This is a genomic window from Streptomyces sp. NPDC104226, from assembly GCF_055584085.1.
Genome location: NZ_JBVJMS010000005.1, coordinates 447717 through 460621, shown reverse-complemented (window position 1 = coordinate 460621; position 12905 = coordinate 447717). Strand labels below are relative to the sequence as shown.

Here is a 12905-nt window from a genome sequence, read left to right as displayed (position 1 = left end):
CGTTTGTGGACCTGTGGGGATTTGAACCCCAGACCCCCTCGATGCGAACGAGGTGCGCTACCAGACTGCGCCACAGGCCCTTGCGACGTGTGAAACATTAGCATCCCCTCGCGGGTGCTCCAAAACCGGTATCGGGGAGCGTCCGCGCAGGTCATCGATCACTCGTTCGCGGCGCGCGGGCGCTCGTCGCCCTCGTACTGGTCGAAGAGGGGCGTACGGGCCGCGTCGCGCGGGCGGGGACGGGGCGTCGGGGTGGACGGCTGGGCGCGCAGACGGGGTTCCGTCGGCTCGGCCGTGCTGGAGCGGGTCGCGCTCCAGGGGTCCGGGGTGGCCGGGCCGGTGGCGCGCGGGGCGACCGGGGCCGTCACGTACGTCGGCAGCGGCACCGGGACGGGCTCCCAGCTGTCACCGCGGGCGGGGCCGCGCTCGCGTTCGCGCTGCTGGTCCACCCACTCGGCGTGGTCGGTCTGCTCGACCAGGGCGCGCCGGCCGGCCTCCTGCGGGGAGACCGGTGGCGCAGGGTCCGGGTCGGAGCCGGCCGCCGGCTCGGACTCCCGGCGGCGCGGGCGGTTCTCGCGCAGGTGGCGGGCGGCCGCCTCGGCGCGGCGCCGGTCCATGGTGAACTCGTAGCGGCGCCGCTCCTGGACCCGCAGGTGCACGATGTACGCGCTCAGCAGCAGGGCGGGGACGGCCGGGGCCCACAGGTACTGGAGTCCGCCGACGGCGGCGGCGACCGCACCGAGGGTGAAGATCAGGAAGAGCAGCGCGGTGGTGCGCCGGCGGCGGGCCAGGACGACGAGGCGCTGCTCGCGGCGGGCCCGCTCCGCGCGGTCGGCCCGCTCGGAGGCGGCCGATCTCGGCTCGGACCGGGTGGGCGGGGGCACGACGACGGCCCGGGCGTCGGCGGCGTCCACGGATTTCACCGTTTCCGTCGTGGCGTCCGGGTCCGCGGGGGGCTGGTGCTGCGCCTCCTCGTCACCGCGCTCACGCAGCCCCTTGGCGTAACGGCGCTCCATTCCCGCCCGGCCGGAAAGCAGCCGGATGGCGGTGGAGAAGCGTTCCGTCGGACGGGCTTCGTTCAGCTCGTCCTGCCTCCGGAGCCACATGGGCACCAAGTAGGCGGCCCAGGCCCCCACGATGACTGCGTAGATGAGGCCGCTGCTGCTCACACCCCACACCGTAGAGGGGCGCGGCCGGGGGAATCCGCCAATTGGGACGGCGTGTCGCACGATCTCGCTGATATCACGGACTTTTTTTGTGATTCTTCGGATCAGGTTATGGGCGAATCGGTCATCTGGCGAAGAAATTCGAACAGATATCGGATTTCTATTGTTCCGGCAGCTGCCCCGGCTCGGCGGGGCCGTGCGGATGGCGTTCCCGGTGCCAGCGGCGCAGCAGCCCCTCCCGCGCCTCCTCCGCCGTCAGCGCGTACACGAGGTGATCGCGCCAGGCCCCGTCGATGTGCAGGTACCGCGGGCGCAGACCCTCCTCGCGGAAGCCGAGCTTCTCCGCCACCCGCCGGCTCGGACCGTTCTCCGGGCGGATGCACACCTCGATCCGGTGCAGCCCGACCTTGCCGAAGCAGTGGTCCACCGCGAGCGCGACCGCCGTCGGCATCACTCCGCGGCCCGCCACGTCCCGGTCCACCCAGTAGCCGACGTGCCCCGCGCACATGGAGCCCCAGGTGATCCCGGCGACCGTCAACTGGCCGACCAGCCGCCCCTGGTACTCGACGACGAACGGCAGCATGCGCCCCGCGTTCGCCTCCGCCCGCAGATGGCGCACCATCTGGCGGTACGTCGGCCGCTGGATCACCGGCCCCCAGGGCGCGGGCGGCGGGATCGTCGCCTCCCACGGCCGGAGCCAGTCGCGGTTGCGGCGGTTGACCTCGCGCCAGGCGGCCTGGTCCCGGAGCTTTATCGGCCGGAGCGACACGTCGCCGTCCGTCAGCACCACCGGCCAGGAGGGGCCGTTCAGCTCGCGCTCCCCGGCGGTCTGCCCTCGGGACGGGGGTGGTCGCCGCCGCGGATCTGGTCGACGGCGTGCAGCAGCACCCGGGACAGGACCGCGATCCCGTCGCGGACCCCGCCCGTGGAACCGGGCAGGTTCACGATCAGGGTGCGGCCGGCCACGCCCGCCAGGCCCCGGGAGAGGGCCGCGGTGGGCACCTTCGCCAGGGACTCGGCGCGGATCGCCTGCGGGATCCCCGGGATCTCGTAGTCCAGGATCCGGGCGGTGGCGTCGGGGGTCCGGTCGGTCGGCGAGATGCCGGTGCCGCCGGTGGTCAGGATGACGTCGTACCCGGCGGCCACGCCCTCGCGCAGGGCCGCCTCCACGGGGTCCCCGTCGGGGACCACGCGCGGGCCGTCCACCGCGAAGCCGAGCGCGCTCAGGCCCTCGGCGAGCACCGGGCCGCCCTTGTCCGCGTACACGCCCTGCGAGGCCCGGTTGGAGGCCGTGACGACCAGCGCGCGCAGCGCGGGCGCCGCGGGGGCCTCCTCCGGCGCAGGGGCGTGGGCGTGGCTGTGGACCTCGCCGCCGCGCGGGGCGTTCACGAGCGCGCCCAGTCGCCGGACTTGCCGCCCGTCTTCTCCTCGACCCGCACGTCGGTGATGACCGCGCCCTTGTCGACGGCCTTGACCATGTCGATGACGGTGAGCCCGGCGACCGCGACGGCGGTCAGCGCCTCCATCTCGACGCCCGTGCGGTCGGTGGTCTTGACGGTGGCGAGGATCTCGACGGCGTCGTCGGCGACCTTCAGGTCCACCTTGACCCCGGAGACGGCCAGCGGGTGGCACAGCGGGATCAGGTCGGGGGTCTTCTTCGCCCCCATGATCCCGGCGATCCGCGCGGTGGCGAGGGCATCGCCCTTGGGCACGCCCTCGCCCCGCAGCAGTTCGATCACCCGGGGAGAGACGAGCACGCGCCCGCTGGCCCGCGCCGTCCGGGTGGTGACGTCCTTCGCCGAGACGTCGACCATCCGGGCCGCGCCGGCCTCGTCGATGTGCGTCAGCCTGGTGCCGGCGGCGCCGCCGGCGCTGCTCTGCGTACTCATATCTGCGTGCCGCTCCCGTCCGGGCCCCGCAAGGGCCTGTGTGGTGCAACACGCTACCCGCATCCGGCGGACCTCAGCCGAGCAGGACCACTTCCAGCTCGGCCCCGGGCTCCACCGAGGTCACGTCCTCCGGTACGACGATCAGCGAGTCGGCGTGCGCCAGCGCGGCGATCAGGTGCGAGCCCGCTCCGCCGACCGTGCTCACGGTGCCGCTCTCGGCGTCGTACTTGCCGCGCAGGAACTGGCGGCGGCCCGCCGGGGATCCGATGGCCTTGTCCGACTCCAGGACCGCGCGCACGCTCGGCCGGCTGACCTCGGAGGCGGGCAGGCCCATGAGGGCGCGGATCGCGGGGCGCACGAACAGCTCGAAGGAGACGTAGGAGGAGACCGGGTTGCCGGGCAGGGCCAGCAGCGGGGTGTGGTCGGGGCCGATGGTGCCGAAGCCCTGGGGCTTGCCGGGCTGCATGGCGAGCTTGCGGAAGTCGATGCCGGCGCCGTCGACGTCCTCGGCGGACCCGCCCTCGGCGCCCCCGGTGGAGACGGCCGTGAGGGCCTCCTTGACCACGTCGTACGCGCCGACGCTGACCCCGCCCGTGGTGACGAGCAGGTCGGCCCGGATGAGCTGGTCCTCGATGGTGGAGCGCAGGGTGTCGGCGTCGTCGGCGACGGCGCCGACCCGGTAGGCGATGGCTCCGGCGTCCCGCGCGGCGGCGGCCAGGGCGAAGCTGTTGGAGTCGTAGATCGTGCCGGCTGCCAGGGCCTCGCCGGGCTGGACCAGTTCGCTGCCGGTGGACAGGACGACCACGCGCGGGCGCGGACGCACCCGTACGGTGCCCCGCCCGATGGCGGCCAGCAGGGCGATCTGCGGCGGCCCGAGGACCGTGCCCGCGGCGAGCGCCAGGTCCCCGGCCTGTACGTCGCTGCCGCGCGCGCGGACGTGCGCCCGCGCCTCGGCGGCACGGTGGACGCGCACCTCGCCCGCGGCGCCCTCGGGCGCCTCGCTGGCGGGGGTCATTCCGGAGGCGGCGCCGCCGCCGGTGCCCCCGTCGGTCCACTCGACCGGTACGACGGCTTCCGCGCCGGGGGGCAGCGGGGCGCCGGTCATGATGCGGGCGGCCTGGCCGGGGCCGACGGTCGGCAGCTCTCCGCTGCCGGCCGCCACGTCCCCGATGACCGTCAGCACCGCGGGGAACTCCTCGCTGGCTCCCTGGACATCGGCGGTCCGGACGGCGTACCCGTCCATCGAGCTGTTGTCGAAGGGCGGCAGGGCGACGGGCACGGTGACGTCCTCGACCAGGACACAGCCCTGGGCGTCCAGCAGCTGGAGCTCGATGGGCTCCAGCGGCCGGACCGTACCGAGGACGTCCGCCAAGTGCTCGTCCACCGACCAGAGGCGCTGGGAGTGACCGTCCTGCGGTGCGTCGGGCTTGCTCAAGGTCCTACATCTCCTCCGTGACGTAATGGTGAAGCCAGGTGCGGAACTCCGGGCCCAGGTCCTCACGCTCGCACGCGAGTCGGACGATGGCCCGCAGGTAGTCCCCGCGGTCCCCGGTGTCGTAGCGGCGGCCCCGGAAGACCACGCCGTGCACCGGACCGCCGACGGTCTCGTCGGCGGCCAGCTTCTGCAGGGCGTCGGTCAGCTGGATCTCACCGCCGCGGCCCGGCTCGGTCTCCCGCAGTATGCCGAAGATCGCCGGATCGAGTACGTATCGTCCGATGACCGCGTAATTGCTGGGTGCGTCCGCGGCGTCCGGCTTCTCCACGAGACCGGTGATGCGGACCACGTCCGCCTCGCCGGTGGGCTCGACGGCGGCGCAGCCGTAGAGGTGCACCTGGGAGGGGTCGACCTCCATCAGCGCGACGACGGTGCCGCCGGCGCTCTGCTGGATCTCCGTCATCCGGCGCAGGAGCGGATCGCGGGGGTCGATGAGGTCGTCGCCGAGGAGGACGGCGAAGGGTTCGTCGCCGACGTGCGGCTCCGCGCACAGCACGGCGTGGCCCAGGCCCCGGGGGTCGCCCTGGCGGACGTAGTGCATGGTGGCCAGGTCGCTGGACTCCTGGACCTTCTTGAGCCGGTCGTCGTCGCCCTTGGCGATGAGCGCGGACTCCAGCTCGTAGTTCCGGTCGAAGTGGTCTTCCAGAGCACGCTTGTTACGGCCCGTGATCATGAGAATGTCGTCGAGACCGGCCGACACGGCCTCCTCGACGACGTACTGAATGGCCGGCTTGTCCACCACAGGAAGCATTTCCTTGGGGGTGGCCTTGGTTGCGGGAAGGAACCGAGTGCCGAGGCCCGCGGCCGGGATGACGGCCTTTTTGATCACGGGGTGCAACTGAGTCATGAGCGGAACGATAGTCGCTCGTGCTGTGGGCCACGTGTGCTTCAGATGAACATGATCCGGTATACCGCCATAGAAAGTGATACGAGCCAGCCGTGACCGAGAACCAGCCTTCGAAGGCCAAGACGGACCTGCGCCGCGAACTCCTCGCGGCCCGCCGCGCCTTGTCCGCCGACACCCTCCGCGCGACGGCCGACGCCCTCTCCCGCTCCGCACTGGAACTACCCGAACTCGGCTCCGCCCACACCGTGGCCGCCTACGTCTCCATCGGCTCCGAACCGGGCACCCGCGAACTGCTCGACGCCCTGCGGGCGGCCGGCACCCGGGTGCTGCTGCCCGTCCTGCTGCCCGACAACGACCTCGACTGGGCGGCGTACGAAGGCCCCGGCAGCCTGGCCGAGGCCGCGCACCCGGGGAAGATGCGGCTCCTGGAGCCCGCCGGTCCCCGCCTCGGCCCGGACGCGGTGACCGGCGCCGACGCCGTCCTGCTGCCCGGACTGGCCGTGGACCGGCGGGGCATGCGGCTCGGGCGGGGCGGGGGCTCGTACGACCGGGTGCTGGCGCGGCTGGAGCGCGCCGGGGCGCATCCCGCGCTGATCGTGCTCCTCTACGACGACGAGGTGGTCGCGCGGGTCCCCGAGGAACCGCACGACCACCCCGTCCGGGCGGTGGCCACCCCGTCGGGGGTGGTCCGCTTCAGCGCTTAGACCCCGCGGTCACGAACCTTCGGGCTGGAGGGTCAGGGTGTCGACCGTGGCCTTGTCCACGGCTTCCTTCCCGAAGGCCCAGTCCAGCAGCTCGCCCTTGGCCCACAGGGTCGTCTGGTCCGTGTAGTGGTCGTGGTACGCGTGACCCGAGGCGCCCGTGAGGTTGATCCAGCGGGACTTGTCGAAGTCGGCGAGGTTCACGACCATCCGCATCGAGGGCACCCAGGTGACCCCGTACCCGCTGGAGGCGTTCCAGCCGGTCGCGTTGACGGTGGCCTCGCCGCCGCCCAGGTTCCAGGGGCCGCGGTTGAGGACCCACTGGAGGAAGCCGGGGCCCTCGGTGCCGATCGTCTGGTTCTTCAGCATCAGCTGGTGCATGCGGCCCCAGCTCCAGGTCGACTGGTCCTTGCCGAGCTTGGCGGTCAGCTCCCAGCGGGCGTCCTTCATGGCCCGCGCGAACAGCTGGTCGCGGGTGGTGGTGGCCGCGGTGCGGCCGACGGCGGGCGACTGCCACCAGGCCGAGTTCTCGTCCTTGACCAGGCGGCGGACCACCTCGAACCAGCGGTCCCCGCCGTCGGGCTGCGCCGAGTCGGAGCCGCGCTCACCGCATTCGCGGACCGTCTTGGCGAGGTCGTCCGCCGGTCCGGTCGTCTGCTCCCGGACGTTGAAGCAGCTGCCCTCGACCCGCAGCTCCTTGGGCATCTTGTCGCCGAAGGCCAGCTTGAGGATGTTGCGCCAGACAGCGTTGAAGTAGGCGGCGGCCGCCGAGTCGGGCTCCTGGGTGTAGTTCCAGCCGTCCAGCAGCTTCTGCGCGGAGCGGACGTCCGGGTCCGAGACGTCGATCTTGGCCAGCATCGGGGTCAGCAGCGCGGCGATCTCGCTGCTGTTGTCCATCTGCATGGTGCGCATGTCGTCGGTGGAGATCTTCCCGCTGTCCTTGATCTTCGCCTCGATGAGGTCGTTGATCCGCTGACTGCGGGCGCCGTAGCCCCAGTCGGTCGTCAGCACGTACGGGTACTTGCCCTGGCCGCTCTCGGTGACGGCCTGGTTCGCCGTCACGATGAACCCGCGGGCCGGGTTGTACGCCCACGGCATCTCGTCCTGCGGGATGTAGCCGGCGTTGCCGTCCTTGCCGCCCTTCCAGGCGTACTTGGAGTCCCAGCCGGGGGCGGGCATCTTGCCGTCGCCGTTGTTGCGGATCGGGATGCGGCCGGGGGCCTGGTAGCCGATGTTGCCGTTGGGGCCCTTGTTGTCCGCGTAGATCAGGTTCTGCGAGGGGACCTCGAAGTCGCGGGCCGCGGCGCGGAAGTCCTGGAAGTTCTTGGCCCGGTTGATCTTGAACACGGCGTCCATCGACTTGCCCGGGTCCAGCGCGGTCCAGCGCAGGGAGACCCCGTAGCCGTTGCCGCGGTCGGGGGCGGCGCTGTTCACGGGGGCGCGGGCGCCGACCGTGGCGATCTGGTCGCTGCGGTCGGAGACCAGCGGGCCGTTGTTGGTGGACCGGACGGTGATCTTCTTCTCACTGCCGCCGGCGATCTTGATGACCTCTTCGCGGGTGGTGAAGGGGAGCACCTTGTTGTCGTAGACGTAGCCCTCGGGCTTGACCTGCTCCAGGTAGAGGTCGGTGACGTCGGCGCCGAGGTTGGTCATGCCCCAGGCGATGTCGGCGTTGTGGCCGATGATCACGCCCGGCATGCCGGAGAAGGTGTAGCCGGCCACGTCGTACTGGCAGCCGGCCGAGGCCGTCCGGCAGTGCAGGCCCATCTGGTACCAGACCGAGGGCAGCTGCGGGGAGAGGTGCGGGTCGTTCGCGAGCAGCGGCTTGCCGGTGGTCGTGTACTGGCCCGAGACGACCCAGGAGTTCGATCCGATGCCGCTGCCGGCCGGGCCGAGGATCGCGGGGATCTCGTCGAGGGTGTCGGCCAGCGCGCCGAGCTGCGTGCGCAGCCCCACGGTGGCGCCCTGGGCGGTGGCGTTGCCGGCCAGCCCGGTCTGGCCGCCGGTCTGCGTGGAGACCTGGGAGCCGTTGGCGGCGCCCTGGCCGCCGGAGCTCACGGGGCTGCCGGAGCCGGGACCGGCCGCGGGGGTGTACTTCCCGCCCTTGACGGTGCCGCCCTCGACGATCGGACGGTTCCGGTCGAAGGGGTACGGCGGGTAGAGGTCGTCGATCTGGGTCTGCGAGAGCTTGCCCGTCATCAGCGCACGGTCGATCTCGTCCTGCATGTTGCCGCGCAGGTCCCAGGCCATCGCCTTGAGCCAGGCCACCGAGTCGACCGGGGTCCACTGCTCGGGCTGGTAGGAGTCGCTGAGCTTGAGGGCGGCGTGCTCGACGGAGAGGTCCTTGCCGGACTTCCCCTTCAGGTACGCGTTGACCCCGTCGGCGTAGGCCTGCAGGTACTTCTTGGTCTCGGCCGAAAGCTTGGTGTCGTACTCCTGCTGCGCGACCTGGCGCCAGCCGAGCGTGCGCAGGAAGGCGTCCGTCTCGACCTGGCCGGCGCCGAACATCTCGGAGAGGCGCCCGGAGGTCATGTGGCGGCGTACGTCCATCTCCCAGAACCGGTCCTGCGCGTGCACGAAGCCCTGCGCGCGGAAGAGGTCCTCGTCGGAGTCGGCGTACAGCTGGGGGATTCCGTTGGCGTCGCGCTTGACGTCGACGGTCCCGGTCAGGCCGGGCACCTTGAGGGAGCCGGTGGTCTGCGGGAACGACGCCCGCACGCTGTCCACGCTCCAGTACGCCCCGTACCCGAGGCCAGCGAAGAGCGCCAGCACCAGGACGAGCACGATCAGACGGGCGCGTCGTCCCTTCTTCTTGACGGAAGGGGCGGTTTCGTTGGCGGGCATCGCTGTCCTTAGAGGGGCAGGGTGGTCCTGGGAGTGCTGGGAGCAACCATAGGCGCAGGACCGGGTGCGTTGATCCGTCAGGGGTCGAGCTCATGACGACAGGTCATGAGGACAGAGCCCCTCGGGCGTTTCACAATGTGGCTAACGAGTAAAGGGCGCGTCAAAGATTAGGTAAGGTAACGAAGTACTTGCCATCCGTGCCCGTGCCGGAACGATGCGTCAGTCCGGCGCGTCTCGTTCCGTCATCGCCAGGCACGTCGAGGAAAGGGCCGCCCGCTGACTGTCCACACGCTCAATGAGCTCCTGCTGGTCTGCTCGCTCGTGCTGCTCGTCGCCGTGGCGGCGGTACGCGTCTCTTCGCGCAGCGGCCTTCCCAGCCTGCTCATTTACCTCGGCATAGGCATCGCGATAGGCCAGGACGGCATCGGCAACGTCGTGTTCGACAACGCCGAGCTGACCCAGGTGATCGGCTATGCCGCGCTCGTGGTGATCCTCGCCGAGGGCGGCCTGGGCACGAAGTGGAAAGAGATCAAGCCGGCCCTGCCGGCCGCGATCGTGCTGTCGCTGGTCGGCGTCGCCGTCAGCGTGGGCGTGACCGCGGCGGGCGCGCACTACCTCGTCGGACTCGAATGGCGCCAAGCCCTGCTGATCGGCGCGGTCGTCTCCTCGACCGACGCGGCGGCCGTCTTCTCGGTCCTGCGCAAGGTCCCGCTCCCCTCCCGGGTCACGGGTGTGCTGGAGGCCGAGTCCGGCTTCAACGACGCCCCCGTCGTCATCCTGGTCGTGGCCTTCGCGACCGTCGGGCCGGTCGACGACTGGTACGTCCTCATAGGCAAGATCGCGCTGGAGCTCGCGATCGGCGTCGCCATCGGCCTGACGGTGGGCTTCCTGGGCTCGTACGGGCTGCGGCACGTGGCACTGCCCGCCTCGGGCCTCTACCCGATCGCGGTGATGGCGATCGCGATCAGCGCCTACGCGGCCGGTGCGATCGCGCACGGCTCCGGCTTCCTCGCGGTGTACCTGGCGGCGATGGTGCTCGGGAACGCGAAGCTCCCCCACTGGCCCGCCACCCGGGGGTTCGCGGACGGGCTCGGCTGGATCGCCCAGATCGGCATGTTCGTCCTGCTCGGCCTGCTGGTCACCCCGCACGAGCTGGTCAACGACTTCTGGCCGGCGGTGATCATCGGGCTGGTGCTGACGATGGTGGCCCGGCCGCTGGAGGTCTTCGTCTCCCTGCTGCCCTTCCGGCTGCCCTGGCAGGAGCAGGCGCTCATGTCCTGGGCGGGCCTGCGCGGGGCCGTGCCCATCATCCTGGCGACCATCCCCATGGTGTCCGGGATCGAGGGCAGCGAGCGGGTCTTCAACATCGTCTTCGTCCTGGTCGTCGTGTACACCCTGGTCCAGGGACCGACCCTGCCGTGGCTCGCGCGCAAGCTGAAGCTGGGCAACAGCGAAGAGGCCGCCTCCGACCTCGGGATCGAGTCGGCGCCGCTGGAGAAGCTGCGCGGGCACCTGCTGTCCTTCGCGATCCCGCCCGCCTCGCGGATGCACGGCGTCGAGGTGAGCGAGCTGCGGCTGCCGCCGGGGGCTTCCGTCACGCTGGTCGTACGGGACGCGCGCAGCTTCGTACCGGCGCCGTCGACCGTGCTGCGGCGCGGGGACGAACTGCTGGTGGTGGCCACGGATCCGGTACGGGACGCGGCGGAGGCGCGGCTGCGGGCGGTGGCCCGGGGCGGCAAGCTGGCGGGCTGGCTGGGAACGGGCGGGGAAGAGAGCCCCAAGAAGCGCTCGAAGAAGGGTTAGAGCGCCGCTCTAATTCATCATTTTCGATGGTTTCTGTCCAGTTTCACCCCTGTTTAGACGAGGCTTGAATGCGAAGTTCCAGTTAATCGCAGGTGAAGACATGCCTTGTAGCCAGAATCACAGGGCATATCGGCCGATCTGCCTGTACGATTAAGGAACAACACATCGAACCAACTCTGCCTGACGCAGAGCTGGCGCGACCGCAAAGCGGCCGTGGCACCCTCCCGCAGTGGGCGCCCAGGTATCACTCGGTTTTGCGCAAGAGGACAGCTCTCGGGGCTCCCACATGTACGGGTGCGCTCGCCCACAAGGCGCCGCATCGTCCGCAGACGGGGAGTTCTACCAGGCAGCGGAAAGGCCAGGCCGTGACATCCGCGGTCACGACCGACAAGTCCGCCACGTCCACCCGACCCGGCTACGGGCAGCTGCTGCGCACGCCCGGCGCCCTCGGCTTCGTTCTCCCGGGATTCGCCGCTCGACTCCCCTTCGGCATGCTGACGATCAGCATCCTGCTGCTCGTCCAGCACACCACCGGTTCCTACGGCAGCGCCGGCATCGTCGCCGCCGTCACCGGCATCTCCATGGCCGTGTTCGCCCCGGTCATGGGCAAGCTCATCGACCGCCGCGGCCAGAGCGCCGTCCTGGTCCCGGTGGCCCTCGTACACGCCACCGCCGTCAGCTCCCTGGTGGCGCTCGCGCTGCTGGGTGCGCCCGTCTGGGCGCTCGCACTGGCGGCCGTCCCCGCCGGTGCCTCCGTCCCGCAGGTCGGACCCATGGTCCGGTCCCGCTGGGCGGCCAAGCTCGAAGGCTCCCCGCTGCTGCCCACCGCCGCCGCGTTCGAGTCCGTCACCGACGAGTTCACCTTCGTCGTCGGCCCGGTGCTCGCCACCGCGCTGTGCACCGGCATCAACCCGGCGGCCGGTCTGGTCACCGAGGCGGCGCTGACCCTGATCGGCGGCCTGCTCTTCGCCGCCCAGCGGTCGTCGCAGCCCGGGCTCGTCGCCCGTCCGGCGCACGGTGAGAAGCACGCCCCGGCCCTGTCGTTCCACGGCCTGCGCGTCCTGATCGTCGCCTTCATCGGCATCGGCGCCGTCTTCGGCGGCATGCAGGTGTCGCTCGCCGCCTTCTCCGAGGAGATCGGCAACCCCGGCGCCAACGGTCTGCTCTACGGCATCTTCGCCGCGGGCAACATGATCGCGGGCATCGCCATGGGCGCCATCGCCTGGAAGATCGGCCCGCGCCGCCGCCTGCTCCTCGGCTACATCGGCCTCACCGCCGCCGCCTCGGTCCTGTGGGCCGCGAACTCGATGATCCTGCTCGGCGCGCTCGGCCTGGTCGTCGGTCTGTGCATCGCCCCCGCGCTGATCACCGGCTACACCATGATCGAGCAGCTGGTCCCGGCCGCCTCGCGGACCGAGGCCTTCACCTGGCTCACCGGCGGCGTCGCCTTCGGACAGGCCGGCGCCGTGACCCTGGCCGGCCGCCTGACGGACGCGCACGGGTCCTCGTACGGGTTCCTCGTGCCGATGGTGGCCACCGCCCTGGCTCTGGCCATCCTGCTGGCGCTGCGTGCGAAGCTGGCCCCGAAGGCCCCGAGCCGGATCGTCAGCTCGTCCAAGCCGGCCGCCCCGGCACCCGCTCGGACCACCTCCGCGGCACCCGCCGCGGGTGTGAACGAGCGTGGTCTGGGTCACCGCGTGCCGGTGACGGTGGACTGATCCGCCGGAATACGTCACCATGGAGCGTCGTTAGCACTCATTGAGTCAGAGTGCCAGGAGGAAATTCGTGCCGACCTACCAGTACCAGTGCACCGAGTGCGGTGAGGGCCTTGAGGCCGTGCAGAAGTTCACCGATGACGCACTGACCGTGTGCCCGAGCTGCGACGGACGCCTGAAGAAGGTGTTCTCCGCGGTCGGCATCGTCTTCAAGGGCTCCGGTTTCTACCGGAACGACAGCCGCGGCGCTTCGTCGAGCAGCACCCCTGCCTCGAAGCCCGCGTCGACGCCCGCCGCCACCCCGGCTGCGTCCACGTCGTCCTCGACGGCTTCGTCGTCCTCGACCTCGACCTCCTCGTCGTCGTCGAGCTCGTCCGCCGCCTGACGCACTCCAAGGCCCACCGGCTTCACAGCTTCATCCGAGGCCCTGCCGTCCCCACGGGAC

At 71.2% G+C, this 12905-nt stretch carries 11 protein-coding genes and 1 tRNA gene; 4 read left to right on the top strand and 8 right to left on the bottom strand.

Translation table 11 applies throughout. The features are described 5' to 3' along the window. Positions 1-6: 6 nt before the first annotated feature. From ACZ60J_RS18560 to galU, 7 genes are all read right to left on the bottom strand, one after another. Positions 7-80: transfer RNA gene (locus ACZ60J_RS18560), tRNA-Ala, on the bottom strand. 78 nt (positions 81-158) lie between these two features. Continuing rightward, positions 159-1169 carry a divisome protein SepX/GlpR gene (sepX, locus tag ACZ60J_RS18555; RefSeq protein WP_469683066.1) on the bottom strand — a complete coding sequence of 337 codons (1011 nt, stop codon included), beginning with the start codon at positions 1167-1169 and terminating at the stop codon, positions 159-161. Positions 1170-1326: 157 nt separating this feature from the next. After that, positions 1327-1956, bottom strand: a complete 630-nt coding sequence (locus ACZ60J_RS18550; RefSeq protein WP_469683065.1) for a GNAT family N-acetyltransferase — start codon at positions 1954-1956, stop codon at positions 1327-1329. A 17-nt stretch (positions 1957-1973) separates the two neighbouring features. Further along, the gene (locus ACZ60J_RS18545; protein ID WP_469683064.1) at positions 1974-2555 is read right to left on the bottom strand and encodes a MogA/MoaB family molybdenum cofactor biosynthesis protein; all 582 of its coding nucleotides are present in this window, start codon (positions 2553-2555) and stop codon (positions 1974-1976) included. Next, positions 2552-3055: a cyclic pyranopterin monophosphate synthase MoaC gene (moaC, locus tag ACZ60J_RS18540; RefSeq protein ID WP_250737535.1), complete on the bottom strand. Its 504-nt coding sequence runs from the start codon at positions 3053-3055 to the stop codon at positions 2552-2554. The genes ACZ60J_RS18545 and moaC overlap by 4 nt, the downstream gene beginning before the upstream one ends. Before the next feature lie 73 nt (positions 3056-3128). Further along, a complete protein-coding gene (gene glp, locus ACZ60J_RS18535; RefSeq protein WP_469683063.1) occupies positions 3129-4490 on the bottom strand; it encodes a molybdotransferase-like divisome protein Glp in 1362 nt (453 codons plus the stop codon). Positions 4491-4494: 4 nt separating this feature from the next. Further along, positions 4495-5397: a UTP--glucose-1-phosphate uridylyltransferase GalU gene (gene galU / locus ACZ60J_RS18530; RefSeq protein WP_250737539.1), complete on the bottom strand. Its 903-nt coding sequence runs from the start codon at positions 5395-5397 to the stop codon at positions 4495-4497. Between the two features lie 92 nt (positions 5398-5489). On the opposite strand from galU, the gene ACZ60J_RS18525 reads away from it, so the two are divergent. Further along, the gene (locus ACZ60J_RS18525) at positions 5490-6101 is read left to right on the top strand and encodes a 5-formyltetrahydrofolate cyclo-ligase (protein ID WP_469683062.1); all 612 of its coding nucleotides are present in this window, start codon (positions 5490-5492) and stop codon (positions 6099-6101) included. Between the two features lie 9 nt (positions 6102-6110). On the opposite strand, the gene ACZ60J_RS18520 is transcribed toward ACZ60J_RS18525, so the two are convergent. After that, positions 6111-8942, bottom strand: a complete 2832-nt coding sequence (locus ACZ60J_RS18520; protein ID WP_469683061.1) for a penicillin acylase family protein — start codon at positions 8940-8942, stop codon at positions 6111-6113. Between the two features lie 321 nt (positions 8943-9263). Here ACZ60J_RS18520 and ACZ60J_RS18515 point away from each other — a divergent pair, with 321 nt between their 5' ends. The 3 genes from ACZ60J_RS18515 (at position 9264) to ACZ60J_RS18505 (ending at position 12845) form a co-directional block, all read left to right on the top strand. After that, positions 9264-10745, top strand: coding sequence for a potassium/proton antiporter (locus ACZ60J_RS18515; protein WP_469683060.1), 1482 nt, complete (start codon positions 9264-9266; stop codon positions 10743-10745). 365 nt (positions 10746-11110) lie between these two features. Beyond that, the gene (locus ACZ60J_RS18510) at positions 11111-12463 is read left to right on the top strand and encodes an MFS transporter (protein ID WP_469683059.1); all 1353 of its coding nucleotides are present in this window, start codon (positions 11111-11113) and stop codon (positions 12461-12463) included. A 67-nt stretch (positions 12464-12530) separates the two neighbouring features. Further along, the gene (locus ACZ60J_RS18505) at positions 12531-12845 is read left to right on the top strand and encodes an FmdB family zinc ribbon protein (protein ID WP_469683058.1); all 315 of its coding nucleotides are present in this window, start codon (positions 12531-12533) and stop codon (positions 12843-12845) included. Positions 12846-12905: the final 60 nt, after the last annotated feature.

Excerpts from the sequence above, each read along its gene's own strand:
- moaC (WP_250737535.1), bottom strand. The coding sequence starts at position 3,055 with ATGAGTACGCAGAGCAGCGCCGGCGGCGCCGCCGGCACCAGGCTGACG.
- galU (WP_250737539.1), bottom strand. The coding sequence starts at position 5,397 with ATGACTCAGTTGCACCCCGTGATCAAAAAGGCCGTCATCCCGGCCGCG.
- ACZ60J_RS18520 (WP_469683061.1), bottom strand. The coding sequence starts at position 8,942 with ATGCCCGCCAACGAAACCGCCCCTTCCGTCAAGAAGAAGGGACGACGC.